Genomic DNA, 26,245 nt, shown 5'->3' with positions numbered 1-26,245 from the left:
CCCACGAGAGGCGGGTAGCTGCTTATGACACAGGGGGACGAGTACCGCGACCATCCGGTCCGTTCATATGTGCTGACGTCCGGGCGAGCGCACCCGACCCGCAACACCTTGCGCCCGGAGACGCTGCTGGTCGCGGTCGACGGCCGCCCGGCGCCGTCGAGCGCGGGCCGGCAGCAGCGTGATCTGGTAAGACTCTGCCGTGGGACCCTCGCGCTCGCGGAGGTCGCCGCCTATCTGGCCCTTCCGGTCAGCCTCGTCGCGGTGCTGGTCTCGGACCTTGTCGACTCTGGCCACCTGACGATCCGATCCAACCACCAGGCCCACGTCCTACCCGGCCGGGACATCCTGGAGAAGGTGCTCGATGGACTCCGCAACATCTGAACCGACGACAGGCCAGCACCTCGCGCCGACCGTGGCGCGCTCGGTGAAGGTTCTCGTGGTGGGCGCCTTCGGGGTCGGCAAGACGACCCTCATCGGCTCCGTCAGCGAGATCGACCCGCTCCGCACCGAGGAGCAGATCACGACGGCGAGCGTGGGTGTCGACCCGGGCCTGCCGGAGAAGACGACCACGACCGTGGCGCTCGACTTCGGCCGCCTCACCGTGTCGCAGGAGATCGCGCTGTACATGTTCGGCACGCCCGGGCAGCGGCGCTTCTGGGACCTGTGGGCAGGGCTCGCCGACGGTGCCGTGGGAGCGCTGGTCATGGTGGACACCCGCAGCATCGAGTCCTCGTTCGAGGTGCTGGACCAGCTCGAGCTGCGCACCAAGATGCCGTTCGCCGTGGTCATCAACCAGTTCCCGGACTCACCGCAGTATCCGGTCGAGCGCATCCGTGCTGCGCTCGACCTGCTGCCCTCCACGCCCATCGTGCGGTGCGACGCGCGCAACAAGACGTCGTCGGCCCAGGCACTCGTCCAGCTCGTGGAGCACGCGATGACGTTCCCGGCGTTCCAGAAGGCGCCCGCGTGACGCGGGCGGGTGCCCATCACACATGCAACCCAGGAGACTGAGCGTGGGCCCCGACCGGACCCGGCTGGAGGACGTGCCCTACCGTCCGGCCCTCCTCGGCGACCGCGAGTCGCTGGATCCGTACGGCGACTACGAGCGGCTCCGGGACAAGTGGGGCCCGCTCGCTCCGGTCGACATCGTGCCGGGCGTGCCCGCCTGGCTGGTGCTCGGCTACGAGGAAGCGGCGTCCATGCTGCGCAGCGAGATCATGTTCTCGCGGGACCCGCGCAACTGGACGTACGTGCAGCGGCGGGAGCTCCCGCCGGGGCTGCTCGCGGTCATGGCCCCGCGGGAGAACGCCTACTACGCGGACGGGCCGCGGCACCGGCGGCTGCGGGCGCCGATCGACGACGCGTTCATGCAGATCGACGAGACGCGCCTGCGCCGCTCCGTGGAGGTGGCCTGCGACGCGATCCTGGACGGCCTCGCGGGGCGGGGCGAGGCGGACCTCATCCAGGACTTCACGGTGCCGCTGTGCGTGCAGGTGCTCGGCGAGCTCCTCGGCCTGAGCCACTCCGACGCGCAGCGGATGAGCACCCTCACGCATGACGTGTACTCGGCCTCCGACCGCGCCGTGCCGGCGTCGGAGGAGAGCATGCAGATCATGATGGAGCACGTGGCGGCCCACCGGCTGGAGCCGGGTGAGGACCTGACGACCGCGCTGCTCGGCCACTCCGCCATGGAGAACGACGTCGAGGTCATGACGACGCTCGCCGAGATGTTCGTCATCTCGCACGACGCCGAGGTCGCCTGGATCGCCGGCGGCCTGCACATGCTGCTCACCGACGACCGCTTCGCGGCGCGGCTCTACGGCGGCAGGCTGGACGTGACGGACGCGGTGGACGAGGTGTCCCGGGTGCGGCCGCCGGTCGTCAACGTGCTGCCGCGGTTCGCACGCCAGGACTGCGAGCTCGGTGGGCGCCTCGTGTCGGCGGGGGACGCGCTCGTCCCCGCGATCGCCGCCGCGAACTCCGACCCGGCCCTCGCCATCGACGACCCCCTGTCCGACTCCGGGGGCCGCTATCACCTCACCTGGGGCGTGGGGCCGCACAGCTGCCCCGCGCAGCGCGTGGCGGCCATCATCGGCCGCACGGCGATCTCGGCGGTGGTGCACCGGATCCCGCAGATGCGCCTCGACGTGGCCGCCGAGAGGATCGGGATCGTGCGCTCGGTGTGGACCCGGTACCCGTCGTCCCTCCCCGTCCGCTTCATCGAGCCGGTCCAGGGCAGCCGCTGGTAGGTGCCCGTCGTCCGGGCCCGTCGTCCACGCACTGCGAGTCGCACATTTCTCGCATACCCCCTGTTCCTGAGGGGTGGAGCGGCGCTACTATTCGACCGGATTGTCGCAAGGAAGATTTTTTTCGGCCGAAGGAGCAGGGGACAACGTGAGGATCGCCGTCGTCGGAGCAGGGTTCGCAGGACTGGCCACCGCCAAGGTGCTCAAAGAGCTCGGGCACGAGGTGACGGTCTACGAGAAGGCGCCGGACGTCGGCGGCGTGTGGAGCGTGACCCGCCGCTACACCGGCCTGCGGACGCAGAACAACCGCGACTCGTACGCGTTCTCGGACCTGCCGATGCCCAAGGAGTACCCCGAGTGGCCCACCGGGTCGCAGGTCCAGGCCTACCTCGAGCGGTACGTGCGTGAGTTCGGCCTCAAGCCGAACCTGCGGCTGTCGACCGAGGTGGTGCGCGCCGAGCCGACACCCGACACGGACGGCTGGCTGGTCACCGCGCGCCCGTCCGGCGCCCCGCTGCGCGCCCCCGAGCGCTTCGACCACCTCGTGGTCGCCAACGGCATCTTCTCCGACCCGGTCCTGCCCCGCTACGAGGGCTACCCGGACCTCGTGCGGGCCGGCGGGCGCCTCGTGGCGTCCAGCCAGCTCAACGACATCGAGTCGGTCCGCGGCAAGCACGTCGTCGTCGTCGGCTACGGCAAGTCCGCGTGCGACGTCGCGGCCGAGATCGGCGAGGTCGCCGCCAGCACCACGGTCGTCGCGCGGCACCTGCTGTGGAAGATGCCGAAGAAGATCGGCGGCGCGCTCAACATGAAGTACCTCCTGCTCAACCGGCTGGGCGAGAACCTGTTCCGGTACCAGACGCAGAAGACCCGCATGGAGCGGTTCCTGCACGGCGCCGGCAACCCCGTCCGGCAGGGGATGGTCGACTCGCTGGGCGCGTTCGTGACGGCCCAGCTCGGGCTGAAGAAGCTCGGCCTCGTGCCGCACGGCGAGTTCTCCGACATCGCCAGCAGCACCATCTCCCTGTCGACCGACGGCTTCTACGAGCAGGTCGCCGCCGGGACCATCTCGGTCCACCGCGACACCGAGATCTCCCGGTTCGTGGTCGCCGAGGACGGGCAGCCGAACGCCGAGCTCACCGACGGCGAGACCGTGCGGGCCGACGTCGTCGTGTGCGGCACGGGCTTCCACCAGCGGATCCCGTTCCTGGACGACTCCGTCGCGCAGCGTCTCGTGGACGACGAGGGCAACTACGAGTTCTGGCACCAGATCCTCCCGCACGACGTGCCCGACCTGACCTTCGCCGGGTACAACTCGTCGCTGTTCAGTCCGCTGTCGGCCGAGGTGGGCGCGCTGTGGATCGGCGCATACCTGGGCGGGGTCCTCGACCTGCCCCCGGTCGAGGAGCGGCGCGCCGCGGTCGCGGAACGGGTGCGGTGGATGAAGGAGCGCACCAAGGGCAAGCACGCGCGCGGCACCAACGTCATCCCGTTCTCGCTGCACAACATCGACGAGACGCTCTCCGACATCGGCCTCGACGTCTCCCGCGGCCAGAAGGTCAAGCAGTGGCTGCTACCGCTGGACCCGGGCGACTACGCGGCCCTCCTGCCGCAGCTCAAGGAGAAGATCGCGAACCGCACGGTGACCATCGACGCCTGAGCGCACGGGCGCAGGGCGGCCCGCGCCCTGCGCCCGCAGCCGTCGTCAATGTCAGACAGCCGGGCCATGATGGACCCGTGACCGAGCGCAACGCCAAGCCCCAGTCCGTCGTCCTCGAGGACGCACCCGCCGACACCTCCTCCGACCTCGTCGACGCCGCGGGCGCGGCCGGCCAGCAGGTCGCCGCGCAGCGCCGCTGGGCGAGGCTCGCCGAGCTCGTCGAGGAGGCACGCGAGGCGTACTTCGCGCGCGACGCCCCCGAGGTGTCCGACGCCGAGTACGACGGCTGGATGCGCGAGCTCAAGGCCCTCGAGGCGCAGTTCCCGGCGCTGGCCACGCCCGAGTCGCCCACGCAGACCGTCGGTGGCGCCGCCGCCGCGGGGTTCGCCACGGTGCAGCACGTCGAGCGGATGCTCTCGCTGGACAACGTGTTCAGCACCGACGAGCTCGCGGAGTGGGCGGCCCGGGTGCACCGCGACCTCGGGCTCGGCGAGGAGTCCACGGTGGGCTACCTGTGCGAGGTCAAGATCGACGGGCTCGCCATCTCCCTGGTCTACGAGCAGGGCAGGCTCGTCCGCGGCGTGACCCGAGGAGACGGTCGCGAGGGCGAGGACGTGACGCGAAACGTCCTGCGCATCGCCGGCATACCGCAGCGGCTCGAGGGCGACGGGCATCCCGACCTCGTCGAGGTGCGCGGCGAGGTCTTCATCCCGGTGGCCACGTTCGCCCGGCTCAACGAGCTGCAGGAGCAGCTGCGCGAGCGGGTCGTGGAGGAGGCGCGGGCCCGCGCGGCGGACCATGCGGGCGGCAGGTCGTTCGACGAGGAACGGGCCCGCCTCGCCGCGTTGCGCCGGTTCCCCCAGTTCGCGAACCCGCGCAACGCCGCGGCCGGCGGGCTGCGCCAGCTCCTGGACCAGAAGGAAGGCCTCAACCTGGAGGCCGGGCTCGCCCGTCTGGAGGGTCTGCGCATGTACGCCCACGGCGTCGGCGCACTGCAGTGGACCACGGGCGAGCACGCGGAGCTAGCCCGGCAGTCGGAGGCCTACGCGCTCTTCGAGCAGTGGGGCGTCCCGGTGTCCCCGCACAACCTGGTGGTCGACGGGCTGGGCGAGGCGCTGGAGCGGATCGCGTACTTCGCCGAGCACCGGCACGACATCGAGCACGAGCTGGACGGCATCGTCGTCAAGGTGGACAGCCGCGAGCAGCAGCGCAGCCTCGGCACCACGAGCCGTGCGCCGCGCTGGGCGATCGCCTACAAGTACCCGCCCGAGGAGGTCAACACCCGCCTGCTCGCCATCCAGATCGGTGTCGGGCGCACCGGCCGCGCCACGCCGTACGCGGTGATGGAACCGGTCACGGTCGCCGGCTCCACCGTTCGCCAGGCCACCCTGCACAACCAGGACGTGGTGCGGGCCAAGGGCGTCCGCATCGGTGACGTGGTCGTGCTGCGCAAGGCCGGTGACGTCATCCCCGAGATCCTCGGTCCGGTCGCCGCGCTGGCCGACGACGGCTACCCGCGGGAGGACTTCGTCATGCCCGTCGAGTGTCCCGAGTGCGGCACGGCCCTGCGCCCCATGAAGGAGGCCGACGTCGACCTGCGCTGTCCCAACGCCGAGTCGTGCCCCGCGCAGGTGCGCGGACGTGTCGAGCACATCGGCTCCCGCGGCGGTCTCGACATCGAGGCTCTCGGCGAGGTGACGGCCGCCGCCCTCACCCAGCCACGGGTCCCCGCCACGCCTCCGCTCCGTACCGAGGCGGGACTGTTCTCCCTCACCCTCGACGATCTCGTCCCCATCGAGGTGGTCGTCCGCGACGCCGAGACCGGCGAGCCCAAGGTGGACGACGACGGCGTGGCCCGGGTGCGCAGACCCTTCCAGAAGACCTCGAGGGTCTACCCGCCGGGGACCGAGGACATGGACCCCGCCGAGCGGCGCCGTGCGGGCATCCGCAAGGACCACGAGCTGGTGGAACCGTCCGCGCAGGCGACGAAGCTGCTCGACGAGCTCGGGCTGGCCCGGACGAAGGACCTGTGGCGGCAGATCGTCTCGCTCAACGTCCGGCACGTCGGCCCGGTCGCGGCGCGGGCGCTGGCCGACTGGTTCGGGTCGCTGGACGCGATCCGCGCGGCGTCGCGCGAGGAGCTCGCCGCCGTCGACGGCGTCGGCCCGGTGATCGCCGACGAGGTGCTCGCCTGGTTCGACGTCCCGTGGCACGTGGAGATCGTCGACGCGTGGCGGGAGGCCGGCGTCCGCTTCGCGACACCGGGCCATCCGGGCCCGGAGGAGATGGCGGCGAAGGCCGCCGAGGGCTCCGGGCCGGAGGGCCCGCTGGCCGGGCTCACCGTCGTGGTGACCGGATCCCTGGCCGACTTCACGCGCGACGGCGCCAAGGAGGCGGTCATCGCGGCGGGCGGGAAGTCCGCCGGGTCGGTCTCGAAGAAGACGGACTACGTGGTCGCGGGGGAGAAGGCCGGGTCGAAGGCGGCGAAGGCCGAGGAGCTCGGGCTGCCCGTCCTCGACGAGGCCGCCTTCAAGGTCCTCCTGGAGGGCGGGCCGGAGGCGCTCTGAAGAGTTACCACATCCAAGTGACACCTTTTGCTTGACTAGCGGCAAAAGTCCTCGTAGTTTGCTGACCGTAAGGTCAACGACGACCGAGGAGGGCGCATGCGCTCGCGAGGATCCATGACCCGCACGAGACGGACCCTGGCGGCCACGGCTGCCGCAACACTGACGGGCGCGCTGCTGGCAGGGACGGTCCCTGCCGCGGCGGCGGCCGACGACCTACCGCCGCAGGAACCGGGCGTCACCCTGAGGACCTACGACCTGGCGCGTGATCTCAGCGAGCTGTGCACGCTCCGTTCGGGCCAGACCCCGAACGTCGACCAGCTCAAGCCGACCATCGACTACTCGACGGAAGCGGACTTCGGGAGGGGCGACCACTTCATCGCCCACGCCCTGGCCAACCTGTCGGTTCCCGCCGACGGCACCTACGATTTCCGGCTCACCAGCGACGACGGCTCGCGCCTGCTCATCGACGACAGCGTTGTCGTCGACCACGACGGCCTTCACGGGGCCGAACCCGCCGAGGGTTCGGTCGCGCTCTCCTCCGGGTACCACGACCTGAAGGTGGAGTACTTCGAGAACACGGGTGGTCAGGTCCTCAGGCTGGAGTGGCGCCCGCCGGGCGCCGCCGAGTTCGAGGTGGTGCCGTCCTCGGCCCTGAGCACCGAGGCCGGCGTGGTGCGCGTGACGGCACCGGGCACCAAGTACTGCGAGGGGCAGGACGATACCGCGGGCGACGGCATGCGGCTGGACTCGGTCCACCCGGGCTACACGCTCACGGACCTGCGCCCCGAGGGCTTCGAGCCCATGGTCGCCGCGCTCGACTGGACCGCCGACGACCGCCTCGCCGTGGTCACGTCCGGCTCGGTGAGCCCCGGTGGCTGGGTCGAGGACCCGGAGCCCGGTGAGGTCTTCCTGCTGGACAACGTGACCGGCGAGACGTCGAGGGACGAGGTCACGGTCGAGAAGGTCGCCACGGACCTGTTCAACCCGATGGGCCTGGCGGTGCTCGGCGACTCGATCTACGTCTCCGAGCGGGACCGCCTCACGGAGCTCACCGACCCCGACGGCGACGGCTTCTACGACGACCACCGCACGGTCGCCGAGTGGCCGTTCGGGGAGAACTTCCACGAGTTCGCGTTCGGCCTGCTGCACGACGAGGACTCCTTCTACGTCAACCTGTCCGTCGCGATCAACAACGGCGGCGCCACCACCGACCCGCAGCCCGCGGAGAACCGCGGCACGGCGATCCGGATCGACCGCGAGACGGGCGACGTCGAGTACGTGGCCGGCGGCCTGCGCACGCCCAACGGCATGGTCGAGGGCCCCGACGGCGAGCTGTTCGTCATGGACAACCAGGGTGGCTGGCTGCCCAGCTCGAAGCTGGTCCACATCGAGCAGGGCAAGTTCTTCAACCACTTCACCAACCCGGCGGGCCCGTTCGACGACGAGCCGGTGAGCGCCCCGGCGCTGTGGGTGCCGCAGAACGAGATCGGCAACTCGCCGAGCTCGCCCGTGCGACTCGACGAGGGGCCCTACGCGGGCCAGCTCGTGTTCGGTGACGTCACCTACGGCGGTCTGCAGCGAGGCTTCCTCGAGAAGGTCGACGGCGAGTACCAGGGCGCGGTGTTCCGGCACTCGGCCGGTCTCGAGGCGGGCGTCAACCGCACCGTCGTCGGGCCCGACGGGGCGCTGTACGTCGGCGGCATCGGCGAGGGCGGCAACTGGAGCGAGCCGGGCAAGCTGCGCTACGGCCTGCAGAAGCTCACGCCGAACGGCGAGAGCGCCTTCGACATGACCGAGCTGCGCGCCACCCGGAAGGGCTTCACCGTCGAGTACACGCAGCCGCTGTCGGACGAGACGGTCGCGAAGATCGACGAGGACCCGAACGCGGCGTTCCGCATGGACCACTGGCGCTACGTGCCGACGCGCGCCTACGGCGGCCCGAAGGTCGACGAGCGGCCGCTGTTCGTCGCGGACGCCCGGGTGTCCCGGGACCGCACGAAGGTGTCGCTCACCGTCGAAGGGCGCGAACCGGGGCGGGTGGTGCATCTGCGCAGCCCCCGTCCCTTCACGGACGCCGAAGGCCGGGAGCTGTGGAACACGGAGGCCTGGTACACGCTCAACGCCGTCCCCGGCTACCGGTCGCCGGCCGAGCGCGGCTACCACGAGGCGGAGGAGGCCACGCTGCGGGGTTCGGCGGACGTCGACACCGAGCACAGCGGCTACTCCGGCTCCGGGTTCGTGGACGGCTTCGGCGAGGTGGGCGCGTCGGCGACGTTCACCACGGACGTCCGCCGCGGGGGCAGCCGGCCGGTGAACCTGCGCTACGCGAACGGCCCCGACCCGTTCGAGGGCACCAAGACGGTCTCGGTGCTGGTCAACGGGGAAGAGGTGGAGCCGTGGGCGCTGGAGCCCACTGGTGACTGGAAGACGTGGGCGACGGTCACGCGCGACCTGCCCCTGCGCAAGGGAGTCAACACCATCACGCTGCGCTACGACGAGGAGGACGACGGCAACGTCAACCTCGACGCCCTCGCGGTCGGCCGTCGTGCCGACCTCTGCGGCCCGGCGCGGTACGAGCGGGGCTACGAGGCCCTGTTCGACGGCACCCTGGAGTCGCTGGACGGCTGGCGGCTGGCCGGCGCCGGGTCGTTCGGGCGGCAGAGCGACTGCTCGATCCGGAGCACGGGTGGCATGGGCCTGCTCTGGCACACCGGTCAGGAGCTGGGCGAGTACAGCCTCAAGCTCGACTGGAAGCTGGTGCAGGACGACAACGGCGGCGTCTTCGTCGGATTCCCCGACCCGGGGAACGACCCGTGGGTCGCGGTCGACCAGGGCTACGAGATCCAGATCGACGCCAGCGACGAGCCGGACCGCACCACCGGGGCCGTCTACACCTTCCAGGGGGCCGACCTGGCCGCCGTCGAGCAGGCGCTCGACCCGCCGGGGTCGTGGAACTCCTACGAGATCCGCGTCGTCGGCCAGACCATCGAGGTGCTCCTCAACGGGGTGCTGGTGAACGACTTCGTCAGCACCGATCCCGCGCGCGACCTCGCCCAGGGGTACGTGGGCCTCCAGAACCACGGGGGCGGGGAGACGATCTTCTACCGCGACGTGCGGGTGAAGGACCTGTCGGACGCCGGCTGACGGCTGACGCGTGACGCAGGAGACGCCCGGGACGGCATCGTCCCGGGCGTCTCGCCGTCCCGACGCCGGACTACCTCGCGGGGCGCGCCGCCCAGAGCAGGCCGCGCGTGACGATCTCGTGGATCGAGGGGTGCTCGAGCTCGGTGACGGAGTGGCCCACGGTGCAGGCGAAGACCCGGCCCTCGCCCCAGTGCCGGGTCCAGGTCACCGGCACCGTGACGGACTCGTGCCACGGCGTGTCCGGCCGGGGCTGGTGCGTGGTCGTCATGAGGACGTCGCAGGCCGGGTCGTGCTGCACCCAGTACTGCTCGGTGTGCAGCCGGATCGGCGACGACAGGCCCGCGACGACCGGGTGGCCGGCGCGTTCGGGCCGGACGGCGATCTCGTGGTCGACCATGTCGCCGGGATGGGCGACGAACTGGCCGCCGACGATGTGCTGGAAGTCGGTGGCGTTGCGGAAGGCGTCCAGGATCCCGCCGTGCCAGCCGGCGAGCCCGGTGCCGTTCTCGACCGCCACCCGCAGCCCGTGCATCTCCTCGACGAGGATGTCGCCCATCGTCCACGACTGGACGACGAGGTCGGTGCGGGCCATGACGTCTTCGTCGGCGTAGATCTCGAGGGAGTCCTCGACCGTGACCTCGAAATCGGCCTGCTTCAGGAACGGGATGAACAGGTCGGTGGTTCCCGTGGGGTCGTGCCCGTCCCAACCTCCCCGGACGACAAGTGCGGTACGCGTGGTCACGAGACCTCCTTGGCAGCGATGAGCGAATCGACCGACAACGGCGCAAGGTACTGCTCGATGACCAGTGTCGCTGCGCCGACGACACCGGCTTGGGCGCCCGCCTCGGACGGGGTGATCCGCAGGTCCCGCGTGGCCAGGGGGAGCGAGCGCTGGTACACGACCTCACGGATGCCCGCCATGAGGTGCTCGCCGGCGCCGGCGAGGATGCCGCCGACGACGATCCGCGCGGGGTTCAGCAGACTGACGGACGCGGCCAGGACGCTGCCGATGTCTCGGCCGGCCTGGCGGACCGCCTGCCCGGCGGCGACGTCACCGGTCCGGACGAGGTCGACGATGTCCTGGGTGGTCTCGACGGTCGCGCCGTCCTCGCGCAGCCGCGCCACGATGGCGCCGCCGCCGGCCACGGCCTCGAGGCAGCCGCTGTTGCCGCACCGGCAGGGGATGTCGCCGGCACCGGGCACCGTGACGTGCCCGAGGTCGCCGGCGGCGCCCTGGGCCCCGCGGCGCAGGTGTCCGTCCATGATGACGCCCGCGCCGATGCCGGTCGCCACCTTGACGAACAGCAGGTCGCCGACGTCCGGGGCCATCGTGCGGTGCTCGCCGAGCGCCATGATGTTGACGTCGTTGTCCACCATCACGGGTGCCCCGAGCCGTGCGTACAGCTCGGCCGGGACGTCGGCGCCGCCCCACCCGGGCATGATCGGCGGGTTGACGGGCCGGCCCGTGCTGTGGTCGACCGGGCCGGGAAGCCCGATGCCGACGCCGGCGATCTCCTCCATGCGGCGTCCGGCCTGGCTGACCAGCTTCTGGCCGGTCTCGGCCACCCAGGCCAGCACGCGGTCCGGGCCGTCGGCGATCGCGAGCGGCTCGTCGATCTGCGTGACCGGCTCGGCCGCGAGGTCGGTGACGGCGATCCGCGCGTGCGTGGCGCCGAGGTCGACGCCCAGCGCGAGGCGCGCACCGGGGTCGAACGCGAAGGTCGACGGCGGGCGTCCCCCGGTGCTGGAGGCTTCTCCGGCCGGGGCCAGCAGGCCGACGGACCGCAGGGCGTCGATGCGTGCGGCGACGGTCGATCGCGATTGTCCGGTCTCCGCCACGAGCGAGGCACGCGTGCGCGGTGCGCCGTTCCGGAACAGTTGGAACATGTCCCCCGCTCCTGTCGGTCGCGGTGGAAATTTCGCCAGCCCTTCCATGAGCACAGTGAACCATGCCACCTTTCGTCGCCACTCTTACGTCCCCTACGTCCCCGATTCCCGATCACGGGTTGGTAACATCCTAAAGTACCGGAACTTATGATTGACAGTTGGCAGAAGTCGCGCTTAGAGTCGCCGTATGGTCACTGGAGACCCCACCGCACCGCTGCTGCAGATGCGAGGCATCGTCAAGCACTTCCCGGGCGCCAAGGCGCTCGACGGCGTCGACCTCGACGTCGTACCCGGTGAGGTGCACTGCCTGCTCGGTCAGAACGGGGCCGGCAAGTCCACCCTCATCAAGGTCCTCGCGGGGGCGCACCAGCCCACCGCCGGCACGATCCTGCTCGACGGCGAAGAGATCCGGATCGCGCACCCTGTCGCCGCGCTGGAGCACGGCGTCGCCACGATGTACCAGGAGCTCGACGTCGTCGACGGGCTCACCGTCGCCGAGAACATCTACCTCGGGCACGAGCTCGCGTCGGCGGGGTTCACCCAGCGGCGGGAGGCCGCCGCCCGCACCCGCCGCGCCATGGAGCGGCTCGGCCACCCGGAGATCGGGCCCCATCGTGAGGTCGGCGGCCTGTCGGCAGCAGGTAAGCAGGTCGTCTCGATGGCGCGGGCCCTCTCGCGCGACGCACGGGTGATCGTCATGGACGAGCCGTCGGCGGTCCTCGACTCCGGCGAGGTCGACAACCTCTTCCGAGTGGTGGAGGAGCTCACCGCGCAAGGGATCGCGATCATCTACATCTCCCACCGCCTCGAGGAGATCCGCCGGATCGGCGACCGCATCACCGTGCTCAAGGACGGCGTGACGGTGGGCCGGAACCTGCCGGTCGCCTCGACCGGCACGGATGAGCTCATCCGGCTCATGACCGGCAAGAGCGTGGAGTACGCGTTCCCCGCACGGCCCGGGGTGCCCGGCGACGCCCCCGTCCGCCTCACGGTGGACGCCCTCGGGCTCGCGGGCACCTTCGAGGACGTCTCCCTGAGCATCCGCGCGGGAGAGATCGTCGGCCTGGCAGGGCTCGTGGGCTCCGGCCGCTCGGAGATCCTCGAGACGATCTACGGCGCACGCCGCCCCACGGCGGGGACGATCACGCTCGACGGCAGGACGATCCGCCGCGGCTCCGTCGCCGCTGCGGTCTCCGCCGGGATCGGGCTCGCCCCCGAGGAGCGCAAGAGCCAGGGCCTGGTGCTCGACGAACCCGTCTACCGCAACATCACCCTCTCCAGCTTCGCGCGCATGGCTCGGGCCGGGTGGCTCGACGAGCGCGCCGAGACGAAGGCCGCGCAGGAGCAGGCCACCGCGCTCGACCTGCGACCGCACGACGTCGACCGGGCGATCCGGACCCTGTCGGGAGGTAACCAGCAGAAGGCGATGCTCGCCCGCTGGCTCGTGCACGGGTGCGAGGTGCTGCTGCTCGACGAGCCCACGCGCGGCGTCGACGTCGGGGCGCGCTCCGAGATCTACGCCCTCGTGCGCCGCCTGGCCGACGCGGGCACCGCCGTCCTCGTGGTCTCGAGCGAGATCCCCGAGGTGCTGGGCCTGGCGGACCAGGTGCTGGTCGTGTCCGACGGACGGGTCGTGCGCAGCGCGCCCGCGCAGGAGATCGACGAGCACGAGGTGCTCGACCTCGTCATGGAAGGAACAAGCGCGTGACCGAAACCACGGCCGTCCCACCGGCCGACATGGAGAGCAAGAACGAGAGCAGGGCGCGACGCCGGTCGCTGTTCTCCGGCGCCGCCGGCCGGAACGCCGGCCTCGTCCTCGCCCTGGCGCTGATCTGTGTGGTGGGCGTCATCACCGGCGGCGAGCGGTTCGCCAGCATCGACAACCTCATGACCGTCCTGCGCCTGGCCGCCGTCATCGGCGTCCTCGCGATCGGGATGACGTTCGTCATCACCTCCGGGGGCATCGACCTCTCGGTCGGCTCCGTCATGGGGCTCACCACCGTCTGGGCCACCACCCTGGCGGCGCAGGCCATGGCGGACGACCTCCACTGGGTGGTGATGGTGTTCACGGCCATGGCGGTCGGCACGATCGCCGGCCTCGTCAACGGTGTGATCATCGCCTACGGACGCGTCGTCCCGTTCATCACCACGCTCGCGATGCTCGCCAGCGCCCGCGGCCTGGCGGAGATGATCTCCAACCGGCAGACGCAGCGGGTGCAGAGCAACGACTTCATCGAGTTCTTCCGGCTGGAACCGCTGGGCGTGCCGATCCTCGTGTGGATCTTCGCCGTCGTCGCCGTGGCCGGCTGGTTCCTGCTCAACCGGACCACGTTCGGGCGGCGGACCGTCGCGATCGGCGGCAACGCCGAGGCGTCGCGCCTCGCCGGGATCAAGGTGCAGCGCCACACCCTGTACATCTACGGCCTGGCCGGGCTCACCGCGGGGATCGCCGGGGCGATGATGCTCGGCCGCACCACGGCGGGCACCTCCACCCACGGCATGCTCTGGGAGCTCGAAGCCATCGCCGCCGTCGTCGTCGGCGGCACCCTGCTCATCGGTGGTCGCGGCACGATCGTCGGCACCGTGGTGGGCGTCCTCATCTTCACCGTGCTGACCAACGTGTTCACCATCAACAACATGTCGACCTCGGCCCAGCTCGTCGCCAAGGGCGCCATCATCGTGGCCGCCGTGCTTCTGCAGCAGCGTTTCGCCAACCGGTCGAAATCGACCTGACCGGCCCCGGCCCATCCCCACAACCAACCGACCCACCCCCCGCAAGTACCGGACCGAATCGAGGAAGATCTCATGTCCGCTAGGAAGAATCTCCGCCGGATCATCGGCATCCCCGCTGCACTGGCAGCCTCCGCACTCCTGGTCGCCGGCTGCGTCAGCAACGAACCGCCCGAGGAGGAGAACGACGGCGACTCCGTGAGCTCGGAGCAGGGCGGCGGCACCGCCAACGACGAGCCGGGCGACTCCCTCACGATCGGTTTCTCCGCTCCTGCCGCCGACCACGGCTGGATGGGCGCCATCACCCGGTCGGCCCTCGACACGGCCGAGCAGTACGAGGACGTCGAGCTGCGCCAGGCCGAGGCCACCAACGACGTCAACATGCAGATCAGCCACATCGAGCAGTTCATCAACGAGGACGTCGACGCCATCGTGCTGCTGCCGTTCGACGGCGACGCCCTGACGGAGGTCGCCCTGGACGCGATGGAGGCCGGCATCCCGGTCATCAACGTCGACCGCGAGCTGTCCAGCCCGTTCGCCTCCCGCGCCACCATCCTCGGTGACAACTACGGGATGGGTGTCTCGGCCGGCACGTACATCTGCGAGCAGCTCGGCGACCAGCCCGACGCCGTCGTCGCGGAGATCCAGGGCATCGCGAACCTGCCGCTCACCCAGGACCGGTCCGAGGGCTTCGAAGACGCCCTCAGCGACTGCGGCCTGGAGGTCTCCACCCAGGTGGCCGCCGACTTCACCATCCAGGGCGGCGAGACCGCGACCTCCAACCTGCTCCAGGCGGAGCCCGAGATCGATGCCATCTGGAACCACGACGACGACCAGGGCATCGGCGTCATGGCCGCCATCGAGAACGCCGGCCGCGACGAGTTCTTCATGGTCGGCGGCGCCGGCTCGCTCGACGTGATGGAGGAGATCCAGGCCGGAGACTCCGTCCTGCAGGCGACCGTCATCTACCCGTCCACCCAGGCGGCCGACGGCATCAAGCTGGCGCGGCTGATCGCCCAGGACAAGGACATGGACGACCTCGTCTCCGCGGGAGCGCCGCACACCATCCAGCTCTACGCGCCGGTGGTCACGGCGGACAACGTCGAGCAGTACCTGGAACTCGGCTTCCGCTCCTGACCACCGACTGCCACCGCCGGTGGTGAGGCACCCCGCGCCTCGCCACCGCGGTCCCGGCCGCCCGCTCCGGCGGCCGGACCCCGACGACGGAAGGACACACTCATGGGTGACGCGCCCCGCGGCCGGCTAGGCGTCGGCATGGTCGGCTACTCGTTCATGGGCGCCGCTCACTCCCAGGCCTGGCGCACCGCCCCCCGCTTCTTCGAGCTCCCGCGGCAGGTCGACATGCGCGTCGTGGCCGGACGCTCCGCCGACGGCGTCAGTGCCGCCGCCGAGCGGCTCGGCTGGCAGGAGTCGACGACGGACTGGCGCACGCTGCTCGGACGCGACGACGTCGAGCTCGTCGACGTCTGCACGCCCGGGAACACGCACGCCGAGATCGCCATCGCGGCCCTGGACGCCGGAAAGCACGTCCTGTGCGAGAAGCCGCTGGCCAACACGGTCGCCGAGGCCGAGCTCATGGCCGCGGCCGCGGAACGGGCGGCCGAGCGTGGCGTCCTGGCCATGGTGGGCTTCACCTACCGCCGGGTGCCGGCGATCCAGCTCGCCCGGCAGCTCGTGGCCGACGGCCGCATCGGCCAGGTGCGCCACGTCCGGGCGCAGTACCTGCAGGACTGGCTGACCGACCCGGCGGCACCGCTGTCGTGGCGGCTGGACAAGGAGAAGGCCGGATCGGGCGCGCTGGGTGACATCGGCGCGCACGTCGTGGACCTTGCCCAGTTCATCACCGGCGAGTCCCTCACGGGGGTCAGCGGGATGCTCGAGACGTTCGTCGACGAGCGGCCCGTGGCGGCGTCGTCGTCCGGGCTGTCCGGTCGTGCCGGTGAGGGCACCGGCCCCGTCACGGTGGACGACGCCGCGCTGTTCTTCGGGCGGCTGTCCGGCGGCGGCCTGGCGAGCTTCGAGGCGACACGGTTCGCCGCGGGCCGCAAGAACGCCATCCGGCTCGAGGTCAACGGGTCGCGCGGTTCGCTGGCGTTCGACTTCGAGGACATGAACGTGCTGCAGTTCTTCGACGACGGCGAGGACTCCAGGACGGCGGGCTTCCGCCGTATCCTGGCGACCGAGCCCGACCACCCCTACATCGCGGCCTGGTGGCCTCCCGGGCACGGGCTCGGCTACGAGCACGGGTTCACGCACCAGGTCGTGGACCTGGTGGAGGACCTGGCGGCAGCACGTCAGCCACGGCCGTCGTTCGCCGACGGCCTGGCCGTCCAGCGGGTGCTCGACGCCGTGGAGCGTAGCTGGCGGCAGGGCAGCGGCTGGGTGGAGCTGTCGTGACGGCCCCGGCCGACCCGACGAGAGGAGGAGCGGGCCCGCACGACGCCCGATGATGACGACCACACCGGTGACGATGCCGTCAGGGCCGACGGTTCGGGACCCCGGAGCGCAACAAGACCGTTCGACGACGAAGGAGTTCTTGGTGAGAAACTTGCTCTGGGGAGCACCGCGTGCGGGTCGATGGCTGATCGCCGTCGCCGCATCACTCGCGGTCGCCGCTCCCATGACGCTTGCCGGCGCGACGCCGGCGCAGGCAGCCGCGGAGGCTGTGCGATCAACCGGACAGCTTGCCGCAGCCCCGGCCCAGGCCGACCCGTTCAACGTGCTCGTCTTCTCGCGCACGGCGGGGTTCCGGCACGGCTCGATCCCCGCGGGGATCGCGGCCATCGAACAGCTCGGTGCCGACAACGGGTTCACCGTGGACGCCACCGAGGACGCCGCGGCGTTCACCGACGAGAACCTGGCGGACTACGACGTCGTCGCCTGGCTCTCCACCACCGGTGACGTCCTGGACGATCAGCAGCAGGCCGCGTTCGAGCGCTACATCCAGGACGGCGGCGGCTACGCCGGCATCCACGCCGCCTCGGACACGGAGTACGACTGGTCCTGGTACGGCGAGCTCGTGGGGGCCTACTTCAACTCCCACCCGCAGAACCAGGACGCCACGGTCAAGGTCGAGGACCACGACCACGCCTCGACCGCGCACCTCCCGCAGCGGTGGGAGCGGTTCGACGAGTGGTACAACTACCGCTCCGACCCGCGCGACGAGGTGCACGTCCTGGCCTCCCTGGACGAGACCACCTACGACGCCGGGACGGGCGCGATGGGGGCCGAGCACCCGATCGCCTGGTGCCAGGCCTACGACGGGGGCCGCTCCTGGTACACGGGCGGCGGTCACACCGACGCCTCGTTCAGCGAGCCCGAGTTCCTGGAGCACCTGCTGGGCGGGCTGCAGACCGCGGCCGGCGTCGTCGACTCCGACTGCGCCGCGACGCAGAGCGACAGCTACGAGATGGTCCCGCTCGACGAGGACACCGCCAACCCGATGATGCTGGACGTCGCCGACGACGGCACCGTCTTCTACGTCGAGCGTGACGGACGGGTCCAGCTCATCGACCCGGAGTCGAGCACGACCAGCACCGCGATGACGCTGCCGGTCACCCAGTCGAACGAGGACGGCCTGACCGGCGTCGTGCTGGACCCCGACTTCTCGGCGAACGGCTGGGTCTACCTGTTCTGGTCACCGCAGGACGTGGGCGACGACGGCCCGCACAACCGGGTCTCCCGCTTCGACTACGACGCGGCGTCCGGCACGATCGACGCGGCCACCGAGGAGACCGTGCTGATCATCCCGACGCAGCGCCAGACGTGCTGCCACGCCGGCGGTGACATGGTGTTCGACGAGGCCGGCAACCTGTACGTGGCCACCGGTGACAACACCAACCCGTTCGAGTCCCAGGGCTACGCGCCCCTGGACGAGCGGGCCGACCGGGAGAACTTCGACTCCCAGCGCACGTCGGCCAACAGCAACGACCTGCGTGGCAAGATCCTGCGGATCACGCCCCAGGACGACGGCTCCTACACGGTTCCCGAGGGCAACATGTTCGCCTCGGGGACGGCGGACACCTTGCCCGAGATCTACGCGATGGGCTTCCGCAACCCGTTCCGGATCGGCGTCGACCCGGCGAACGACAACGTTCTCGTGGCTGACTACGGCCCGGACGCCGGCTCGGCGGACCCCGATCGCGGCCCCGCCGGCACGGTGGAGTGGAACGTCGTGAGCGAGCCGGGCTTCTACGGCTGGCCGTACTGCACGGGGGCGAACAACGCCTACCACGCCTACGACTTCGCCACGGGCCAGTCCGGCGCCGAGTTCGACTGCGACGGCGGTCCGGTGAACGACTCGCCGCACAACACCGGCATCACCCAGCTCCCGCCGGCCACCGAGGCCGAGGTCTGGTACGGGTACGCGACCAACCCGCTCTTCCCGGAGATCGGCGGCGGTGGCGCACCGATGGGCGGCCCGGTCTACTCCTACGACGCGGAGCTGGAGTCCGACGTCAAGTGGCCGGCCTACTGGGACGGCAAGGCGCTGTTCGGCGAGTGGAACCAGGGGCGCATGTACTCCTTCCAGCTCGCGGGCGAGCAGCGGGACGACCTGGTGGACATCAACCGGGCGCTGCCCGGGATCTTCGACCCGAGCGTCGGGTTCGACCGGCCGATGGACTTCGACTTCGGTCCCGACGGCGCGCTGTACGTCGTGGACTGGGGCTCCGGGTTCGGCGGCAACAACGACAGCTCGGGCGTCTACCGCGTCAACTACGTCGAGGGCGACCCGGCACCCATCGCCCGGGCGAGCGCCGACGTCACCGACGGCCTGGCCCCGCTGACCGTGGAGTTCTCCTCGGAGGGCACCCGGCACCCGGCCGGGGAGCCGATCACGCTGCAGTGGACGTTCGGCGACGGTTCCGCGCCGAGCAGCGAGGCGAACCCGACCCACACCTACACCGAGAACGGCCGCTACACGGCCCAGCTCGTCGCCACCGACGCCGCCGGGCAGACCGGCGTGGCGAACGTGACGATCGTGGTGGGCAACATCGCGCCCGAGGTGTCGATCACCTTCCCGGAGAACGGCGGCTTCTTCGAGTGGGGCGACCAGGTGCGCTACGAGATCGACGTCGACGACCCCGACGGTGAGGTGACCTGTGACGACGTCTCGCTGTTCACGTCGCTCGGGCACGACTCGCACGCCCACCCGTTCGACGAGCTGACCGGCTGTGAGGGCGTCATCCAGACCGCCCGCGACGAGGGTCACGGCATCGAGTCGAACATCTTCTGGGTGATCGAGGCCTTCTACACCGACGACGGCGGCGCGGCCGGCGTCCCGCTGACCACGACCGACCTCCAGGTGCTGCAGCCCAAGCTGGTGCAGTCGGAGTTCTTCACCGGCACGGGCCGGGCCGACGGCATCGGTGACGGTGCCGGGGACCCGGGCGTCCAGATCGAGGAGACGGGCGACACCGCCGGTGGCGGCCAGAACATCGGGTACATCGAGCCCGGCGACTACTGGGCCCACGAACCGGTGAGCCTGACCGAGGTCGAGGCGATCTCGCTGCGTGCCGCCTCGGCGGGCGGCGGCGGAGAGGTGTCGCTGCGCTGGGACGCGCCCGACGGACCGGAGATCGGCCGCATCACCGTGCCCGACACGGGTGACTGGCAGCAGTACGTCGACGTCGCCACCGACCTGACCGACGTGCCGTCCGGCTCGGGATCGCTGCACTTCGTGCTGCTGTCCGGCGGGATCAACGTCAACTGGATGGAGATCGACGGCCGCGGGGTCACCGACAACGAACGGCCGCAGGTCGAGCTGACGGTCGACCCGGTCGCGGGCGACGCCCCGCTGACCGTCACCGCGTCCGCCGAGGCCACCGACCCGGACGGGTCCGGCGACCTCACCTATGCCTGGGACGCCGGTCTCGGTGACGGGTTCGTGGACGGCACGCCGGCGTTCGAGCACACCTACGAGTCGCCGGGCACCTACCGGCTCCAGGTGCGCGTCACCGACGAGGGCGGCGCCTACGCCGTCGAGTACGTCATGGTCGAGGTGACGGGGACGGTCATCGAGCCGACCCCGTGCCTGGCAGGCCGGTCGGACGGCTTCCTCGGTGCCGAGCTCGACCCGGACCGCTGGACGGTGGTCGACCAGAACCAGGACCTGAGCGTCGGCGACGGTGTCCTCACGATCCCGGCGAGCGTCTCGGACTTCTACGGGACGGACAACGGCACCGTGCCGAACCTCGTCCTGCAGGATCTCCCCGACGGTCCGTTCACCGCGACGGCCAAGGTCACGATCCCGGCCTACGCGCAGTACCAGCAGGCCGGGCTGCTGATCTACGGTGACGCCGACAACTACGCGAAGCTGGTGCTCGAGGGACGCTCGGCACCTGCCGACCCGGCCACGCGCGTCTTCCAGTACATCCGTGAGGAGGACGGCGCACCGAACGAGGTCGACGAGTCCAACTCCCCGGCACTGGGCGAGGCGTACCCGGACACCGTGTACGTGCGGCTCGCGAGCAGCGACGGCGACGACCTGACGGCGTCGTACTCGGCGGACGGCGTGGACTTCACGGCCATGCCGCAGACCAAGTCGCTCACCGGTATCGACGACCCGCAGATCGGGCTCGTCGCGCTCGCAGGCACCGGCTCGGCCGCGGACGTCGTGGACGCGCGGTTCGACTGGTTCCAGATCACCCCGGACGACACCGCCGAGGCCCCCGGGCCCGACGACGAGTTCGACGGTGACGGGCTCGACGGCTGCCGCTGGGACGTCGTGCGCGACGACCCGACGGGGTACCGGGTGACCGGTGGGGCGCTGGAGATCGACACGACCCCCACGGACATCTACACCGGGAGCAACACCGGCACGCCGAACATCGTCGTGCAGGATCTGCCCGAGGACGACTGGACCGTCGAGACCCTGGTGGACGGGTCGGACTTCGACCAGCAGTACCAGCAGGGCGGCCTGATCGTCTACGGCGGTGACGACGACTACGTCAAGCTCGACCTCGTGGCCGACAACGCTGCGGGATCCGCCGTCACGCGGCGCATCGAGCTGCGCAGCGAGGCCGACGCCGTCGTGCAGGACCCGCAGCCGAACGCGAACGAGCTCACGTCGGGCGTGTGGTACCTGCGGTTGTCCAAGGAAGGGTCGACCTACACCGGCGCGTACAGCGCGGACGGTGAGGACTGGACGACTCTCGCCGAGCCGGTGACGCACGACGGGCTGCAGGACGCCCGGGTGGGTCTCTACGCCCTCGGGGCCTCCCAGCAGTCGGCGGCCACGGCATCGTTCGACCACTTCCGGGTCGTCGGCACCGCCGAGGCGCTCGAGGTGGCCGGCACGCTGTCGCCGGCCGCACCGGACGGCAGCGACGGGCAGTGGCGCGGGCCGGTGACCGTCACGGTGGAGACCACGGGCGGCCCGGACGGCGCCCAGGTGTACCGGGAGGTCAACGTCGACGACGGCGGCTGGGCCGAGTACACCGCGCCGCTGGAGATCTCCGCACCCGGCGCCCACACGGTGCAGGTGCGGGCGTCCGTGGACGGCGAGACGGTGGTCGGCGAGACCCTCGAGTTCACCGTCGCGGAGCCCGAGACCGCCGAGGCGGCACCAGGCGTCGAGATCGTCCAGCCCACGTGCTCGTACGCCGCGTCCGGAGCGGAGGTCACGACCGGGGGCGCCCTGGTCACGGCCGACACCACGGGCGTGCGGTCGTACGTCGTGCGCGAGTGGGTGGACGGCGCCGCCGGCGACCGTCTGGACGACCTGGACGACCTGCCTCCCGGGGAGTACCGGATCGCGGCCCGGCCGGACGACGGGTACCACCTCGTCGGCGACGGTGACTGGAAGATCCGGGACAACGGCCTCGCCGTGCTCTTCGTGACGCTCCAGGAGCCGGAGTGCCCGGACCCGAGCACGCCGGACGTCGTCGTGAAGGCGGCGACGTGCGACGCGGGCGGGTCGATCGATCCGGTCGAGCTTCCGGGGGTGCGCAGCTACGTCGTGCACCGGTGGGTCGCCGGCAGGCCGCAGGGCAAGCCGCGCGACCTGGGCGACCTCGCACCGGGCGAGTACCGGGTGATCGCCTCGCCGACCGCGGGCACCGACCTGACCCCGGCCGGGGACTGGACGCTCAGCCCGTCCGGCAAGGCACGCCTGATCGTGACCGTCGAGGAGAGGTGCGACTGAGAGAACCTGGGGCGTGCGCCGTCCTGACGGCGCACGCCCCGACGACCGCCGCCGGCTGACACCGCGCTTGACGCCCCGTCGGCGACCTCGGCCCCAGGGCGTCGACGGGGTGCGGTGCAGGCCGGCGGCAGGGCCGGGGACCACCCGGCCCACCTCGGCACGGGGTGGATGCGCTCCGGCCTCGTGCCGAGGCCTCCGGGCCTCGGCCCCTCGAGTCGGAAAGGAACGGACATGCAACGGTTCACACGCCTCGGTGCGGCGGTCGTGCTGGCGCTCGGACTGGTGGTCGGAACCGCCGGGACGGCCCCTGTCGCGGCGCACGGCGGCCAGATCGACGTCGAGCTCGGCACGGACGGTGCCGGCGGGGTCTCCGCGGCGCTGGTCTGGGCGGGAGACGGACATCCCGTCGAGGAGTCCGCCGTCGTGGTGGTACGGGCGGCCTCCGACAGCGGCGAGGAGGTCGGCCCGATCCGGCTCGTCTCCGCCTCGGAGGGCGTCGGCTGGTACCGGTCGGAGCCCGCGCTGCTCGGCGAGGGGCACTGGACGGTGACCGCGCGGGTGAAGGAACCGCAGAAGGCGAAGGTGCGGACCGAGCTCGACGTCGTCGCCCCGCCGGCCCCCGACACCCCGGAACCGTCCGCGAGCTCCGGCCAGGACGACGCCGACGACACGGCCGGTGCCGACGACCCGGACGCTGCCGCACCAGGAGCGGAGGGCGACACCGCCGCCGCGCGAACCGGGGACGGCTCCTCGTCCCCGGGCGTGCCGGCCTGGATCGGCTGGGCGCTCGCGGCGCTCGTCGCCGCAGGAGTGGTGACGGCCGTCGTGGTCCGGCGCGGCCGGGCGACGTGACCGCAGACCGATGGGCACGACCGGCGACGCCGGATCGTCACGCACAGGAGGAAACACGATGACACGACCGATCACGCTGTTCACGGGCCAGTGGGCGGACCTGCCGCTCGAAGAGGTGGCCCGCCTCGCGGCCGGCTGGGGCTACGACGGCCTCGAGCTCGCCTGCTGGGGCGACCACCTCGACCCCTGGCGGTGGGACGACGACGAGTACGTGGCGGGGCGGCTCGCCCTCCTCGAGAAGCACGGCCTCAAGGTCTGGGCGATCTCGAACCACCTCAAGGGCCAGGCAGTGTGCGACGACCCGATCGACCAGCGGCACCGCGACATCCTTTCCGACCGCGTGTGGGGTGACGGCGATCCCGAGGGCGTGCGCCGGCGCGCGGCCGAGGAGATGCAGCACACCGCCCGGCTCGCCGCGAGGCTGGGCGTCGACACGGTCGTCGGGTTCACCGGTTCCTCCATCTGGAAGTACGTGGCCATGTTCCCGCCGGCCTCGGCCGACATGGTCGACGCCGGCTACCAGGACTTCGCCGACCGCTGGAACCCCATCCTCGACGTGTTCGACGAGGTCGGGGTGCGGTTCGCCCACGAGGTGCACCCGAGCGAGATCGCGTACGACTACTGGACGACCGTCGCCACGCTGGAGGCGATCGGCCACCGGGAGGCGTTCGGGCTCAACTGGGACCCGTCGCACATGGTGTGGCAGGACCTGGACCCGGTGTCGTTCCTCTGGGACTTCCGGGACCGGATCTATCACGTGGACTGCAAGGACACGAAGAAGCGGATGTCCAACGGGCGCAACGGCCGCCTGTCCTCGCACCTGCCCTGGGCAGACCCGCGGCGCGGCTGGGACTTCATCTCGACCGGCCACGGGGACGTCCCGTGGGAGGACGCCTTCCGCATGCTCAACACGATCGGCTACGCCGGACCGATCTCCGTCGAGTGGGAGGACGCGGGCATGGACCGGCTCGTCGGCGCGCCGGAGGCGCTGGAGTTCGTGCGCAGCCGCGCGTTCGACGCCCCTGACGCCGCGTTCGACGCCGCGTTCTCGACCCGCTGACGGTCCCGGCGGGCAGACGGGCACGGCCCGGCGCGTGACGCGCCGCGGGCGCAGGAGGCCGGACCTCGGACGCGGGAGACGCGGACGAGGCCCGGCCACGGCGCCGCGGTGACCATGACCGGCGAGGGCGTCACGGCGCCTCCGGCGGCCGAACAGGCAACGACCGGCCCGTCCGGGCCGCTCGGGACGAAGGAGAGCAGTGATGGACACACGCACCGACGTCGACCGCAGGAACTTCCTCCGACTGGCGGGCGGCACCGTCGCCGTGGGAGCCGCCTCCCTCGCCGGGGCCGCCGCCGCCCCCGGTCCCGCGGCCGCCGCGCTCGCCCCGGCGGCCGCCGGCCGGGGCCGGGGCCGCGTGCTCGTGCCGCCGGGCCACATCGGCATCCAGCTGTACTCGATCCGCGACAAGGTCGCCTCGCTCGGCTTCCGCACCGTGTTCGAGCGGCTCTCCGCCATCGGGTACGCGGAGGTCGAGTTCGCCGGCTACACGCAGAACGACGTCGGGCCGATCACGCCCGAGGAGATCCGGCAGCTCCTCGACGACAACGGCCTGCGCGCCGTCGGCTCGCACCGCGGCATCGCCGACTTCGCGAACAGCATGGAGCGCGAGCTCGACATCGCAGAGATCCTGGGGATGGAGCACGTCGGCACCGCCCAGGCGCCCACCTCCGACCGCACGGTCGCCGGCTACCTCGCCGCGGCCGAGCAGTTCAACGGCTTCGGCGAGGCGGCTGCCGCCCGCGGGCTGAAGTTCTACCAGCACAACCACGACGGCGAGTTCGCTTTCGCCACCGACGACCCGGACGTCCGCCTCTACGACGTCTTCTACGACCACACCGACCCCGGGAAGGTGTACCTCGAGATGGACGTCTACTGGGCCTACGTCGGCCAGCACCGGTACCCCGGGTTCGAGCCGGTCGACTACGTCCGGCGCAACCCGCACCGGTACCCGCTCCTGCACCTCAAGGACGGGGAGGTCGACCCGGAGAGCTCCGCGGGCTACGACATCGTCGAGTTCGGCGCCGGCGACCTGCCGTACACCGAGTTCCTGTCGGCGCTCGCGGGCGGCGGCCGGCGGCACGGGATCTGGGAGCAGGACAACGCGGCGACGACGCCGGCGCCCGGGTTCCCGGCGGACTCGTTCGGGAACGCCGAGCGCTCCTACGGCGAGATCAGGTCGCTGCGGCGCTGCTGATCCCGCGCGGGGAGCAGGGGTGTGGCCGGCGCCGTCCCCGACGCCGGCCACACAAAGTTCTGTCGCAGGTCGACGGTCTCCGAGTACTCGGATGGTCATCCGAGCGTGCGCCGCGACCGGATAGGTGGTGCCTGTCACAAGGAGAGGTCTTGTCCGGTCAATGGACTCGAAAAATGTCCACTCATCTGCGGGGATGCGCGTGTCCGGGGTCACCGGCCGCGAGTTGGCATCGCCGTCGGACGTGTGTAATGTTCTCGTTGTCAGCCCGACGGGCAGACGGACAGCAAGGAACCGCAAGGTGACGGGCTGGACGTGCCAGGGCTTGGCCACCTTCTCTGAGACTCACGGCTCGTTGCCGTCTCGATACGGACTCTCGATCGCAAGATTCGGGGATTTGTGGGACGGAAACAGTGGTGGTAAGTTTAAGAGGTTGCCCCGGATTCGGGTCGAAACCAGCGGGTTTGGATCTGAGACGGTGTGCGTCGGTTGTTTGAGAACTCAACAGTGTGCTTGATAGTCAATGCCAAATGTTTTGTGCCTTTGGTGGGGTGGACTGGTTGGCCCGTTGTGGGTTGGTTGGTTTGTTCTGCTGGGGGTTGTTTTTGGACGGACTGAAGCTGGATGTTTTGGTCTGGCCGGTATCATTATTGCTCTGTGAAGAGTTTTGTTCTTTTACGGAGAGTTTGATCCTGGCTCAGGACGAACGCTGGCGGCGTGCTTAACACATGCAAGTC

The 26,245-nt window shown here is 71.0% G+C and carries 16 protein-coding genes and 1 rRNA gene; 15 read left to right on the top strand and 2 right to left on the bottom strand.

The annotated features are described in order from the left end of the window. Window positions 1–24: 24 nt before the first annotated feature. The 6 genes from ACYU96_RS06975 (at window position 25) to ACYU96_RS06950 (ending at window position 9,617) form a co-directional block, all read left to right on the top strand. Complete coding sequence (locus ACYU96_RS06975) at window positions 25–381, top strand: DUF742 domain-containing protein (protein ID WP_460750788.1); 357 nt, start codon at window positions 25–27, stop codon at window positions 379–381. Continuing rightward, window positions 362–970 carry a GTP-binding protein gene (locus ACYU96_RS06970; RefSeq protein WP_460750785.1) on the top strand — a complete coding sequence of 203 codons (609 nt, stop codon included), beginning with the start codon at window positions 362–364 and terminating at the stop codon, window positions 968–970. The genes ACYU96_RS06975 and ACYU96_RS06970 overlap by 20 nt, the downstream gene beginning before the upstream one ends. Before the next feature lie 43 nt (window positions 971–1,013). Continuing rightward, the gene (locus ACYU96_RS06965; protein ID WP_460750782.1) at window positions 1,014–2,249 is read left to right on the top strand and encodes a cytochrome P450 family protein; all 1,236 of its coding nucleotides are present in this window, start codon (window positions 1,014–1,016) and stop codon (window positions 2,247–2,249) included. A 145-nt stretch (window positions 2,250–2,394) separates the two neighbouring features. Beyond that, window positions 2,395–3,906 carry a flavin-containing monooxygenase gene (locus tag ACYU96_RS06960; protein ID WP_460750779.1) on the top strand — a complete coding sequence of 504 codons (1,512 nt, stop codon included), beginning with the start codon at window positions 2,395–2,397 and terminating at the stop codon, window positions 3,904–3,906. 77 nt (window positions 3,907–3,983) lie between these two features. Further along, entirely contained in the window at window positions 3,984–6,473 is a 2,490-nt protein-coding gene (ligA, locus tag ACYU96_RS06955; protein ID WP_460750776.1) for an NAD-dependent DNA ligase LigA, read from the top strand. A 114-nt stretch (window positions 6,474–6,587) separates the two neighbouring features. Continuing rightward, window positions 6,588–9,617 carry a family 16 glycoside hydrolase gene (locus tag ACYU96_RS06950; RefSeq protein ID WP_460750773.1) on the top strand — a complete coding sequence of 1,010 codons (3,030 nt, stop codon included), beginning with the start codon at window positions 6,588–6,590 and terminating at the stop codon, window positions 9,615–9,617. Between the two features lie 70 nt (window positions 9,618–9,687). Here the strand turns inward: ACYU96_RS06950 and ACYU96_RS06945 are convergent, their stop codons facing one another. Both ACYU96_RS06945 and ACYU96_RS06940 read right to left on the bottom strand, forming a co-directional pair. After that, window positions 9,688–10,359 (bottom strand): ThuA domain-containing protein, encoded by a 672-nt coding sequence (locus tag ACYU96_RS06945; RefSeq protein ID WP_460750771.1) that lies wholly within the window; start codon window positions 10,357–10,359, stop codon window positions 9,688–9,690. Continuing rightward, on the bottom strand, window positions 10,356–11,504 hold the full coding sequence (locus ACYU96_RS06940; RefSeq protein WP_460750768.1) for an ROK family protein: 1,149 nt from the start codon (window positions 11,502–11,504) through the stop codon (window positions 10,356–10,358). Before ACYU96_RS06940 ends, ACYU96_RS06945 begins: the two co-directional genes overlap by 4 nt. 187 nt (window positions 11,505–11,691) lie before the next feature. On the opposite strand from ACYU96_RS06940, the gene ACYU96_RS06935 reads away from it, so the two are divergent. The 9 genes from ACYU96_RS06935 to ACYU96_RS06895 form a co-directional block, all read left to right on the top strand. Beyond that, entirely contained in the window at window positions 11,692–13,212 is a 1,521-nt protein-coding gene (locus ACYU96_RS06935) for a sugar ABC transporter ATP-binding protein (protein ID WP_460750765.1), read from the top strand. Window positions 13,213–13,241: 29 nt separating this feature from the next. Further along, window positions 13,242–14,237 (top strand): ABC transporter permease, encoded by a 996-nt coding sequence (locus ACYU96_RS06930; protein ID WP_460750912.1) that lies wholly within the window; start codon window positions 13,242–13,244, stop codon window positions 14,235–14,237. 72 nt (window positions 14,238–14,309) lie between these two features. Next, a complete protein-coding gene (locus ACYU96_RS06925; RefSeq protein WP_460750762.1) occupies window positions 14,310–15,371 on the top strand; it encodes a substrate-binding domain-containing protein in 1,062 nt (353 codons plus the stop codon). 102 nt (window positions 15,372–15,473) lie between these two features. Beyond that, window positions 15,474–16,652 carry a Gfo/Idh/MocA family protein gene (locus ACYU96_RS06920; RefSeq protein WP_460750759.1) on the top strand — a complete coding sequence of 393 codons (1,179 nt, stop codon included), beginning with the start codon at window positions 15,474–15,476 and terminating at the stop codon, window positions 16,650–16,652. Between the two features lie 142 nt (window positions 16,653–16,794). Further along, window positions 16,795–22,401 carry a ThuA domain-containing protein gene (locus ACYU96_RS06915; RefSeq protein WP_460750755.1) on the top strand — a complete coding sequence of 1,869 codons (5,607 nt, stop codon included), beginning with the start codon at window positions 16,795–16,797 and terminating at the stop codon, window positions 22,399–22,401. Window positions 22,402–22,632: 231 nt separating this feature from the next. Continuing rightward, window positions 22,633–23,253 (top strand): hypothetical protein, encoded by a 621-nt coding sequence (locus ACYU96_RS06910; RefSeq protein WP_460750752.1) that lies wholly within the window; start codon window positions 22,633–22,635, stop codon window positions 23,251–23,253. A gap of 58 nt (window positions 23,254–23,311) precedes the next feature. Continuing rightward, window positions 23,312–24,313, top strand: a complete 1,002-nt coding sequence (locus tag ACYU96_RS06905) for a sugar phosphate isomerase/epimerase family protein (RefSeq protein ID WP_460750749.1) — start codon at window positions 23,312–23,314, stop codon at window positions 24,311–24,313. A 202-nt stretch (window positions 24,314–24,515) separates the two neighbouring features. Next, on the top strand, window positions 24,516–25,511 hold the full coding sequence (locus ACYU96_RS06900) for a sugar phosphate isomerase/epimerase family protein (protein ID WP_460750746.1): 996 nt from the start codon (window positions 24,516–24,518) through the stop codon (window positions 25,509–25,511). 671 nt (window positions 25,512–26,182) lie between these two features. Continuing rightward, window positions 26,183–26,245: ribosomal RNA gene (locus ACYU96_RS06895) — 16S ribosomal RNA — on the top strand; the annotation flags it as partial.

The organism is Myceligenerans cantabricum (assembly GCF_054777735.1).
Note: the sequence above shows the minus strand (reverse complement) of the source record. Positions and strands in the feature narration are given on the sequence as shown.

Excerpts from the sequence above, each read along its gene's own strand:
- ACYU96_RS06920 (WP_460750759.1), top strand. The coding sequence starts at position 15,474 with ATGGGTGACGCGCCCCGCGGCCGGCTAGGCGTCGGCATGGTCGGCTAC.
- ACYU96_RS06970 (WP_460750785.1), top strand. The coding sequence starts at position 362 with ATGGACTCCGCAACATCTGAACCGACGACAGGCCAGCACCTCGCGCCG.
- ACYU96_RS06900 (WP_460750746.1), top strand. The coding sequence starts at position 24,516 with ATGGACACACGCACCGACGTCGACCGCAGGAACTTCCTCCGACTGGCG.
- ACYU96_RS06905 (WP_460750749.1), top strand. The coding sequence starts at position 23,312 with ATGACACGACCGATCACGCTGTTCACGGGCCAGTGGGCGGACCTGCCG.
- ACYU96_RS06930 (WP_460750912.1), top strand. The coding sequence starts at position 13,242 with ATGGAGAGCAAGAACGAGAGCAGGGCGCGACGCCGGTCGCTGTTCTCC.
- ACYU96_RS06975 (WP_460750788.1), top strand. The coding sequence starts at position 25 with ATGACACAGGGGGACGAGTACCGCGACCATCCGGTCCGTTCATATGTG.
- ACYU96_RS06935 (WP_460750765.1), top strand. The coding sequence starts at position 11,692 with ATGGTCACTGGAGACCCCACCGCACCGCTGCTGCAGATGCGAGGCATC.
- ACYU96_RS06940 (WP_460750768.1), bottom strand. The coding sequence starts at position 11,504 with ATGTTCCAACTGTTCCGGAACGGCGCACCGCGCACGCGTGCCTCGCTC.
- ACYU96_RS06925 (WP_460750762.1), top strand. The coding sequence starts at position 14,310 with ATGTCCGCTAGGAAGAATCTCCGCCGGATCATCGGCATCCCCGCTGCA.
- ACYU96_RS06910 (WP_460750752.1), top strand. The coding sequence starts at position 22,633 with ATGCAACGGTTCACACGCCTCGGTGCGGCGGTCGTGCTGGCGCTCGGA.
- ACYU96_RS06950 (WP_460750773.1), top strand. The coding sequence starts at position 6,588 with ATGACCCGCACGAGACGGACCCTGGCGGCCACGGCTGCCGCAACACTG.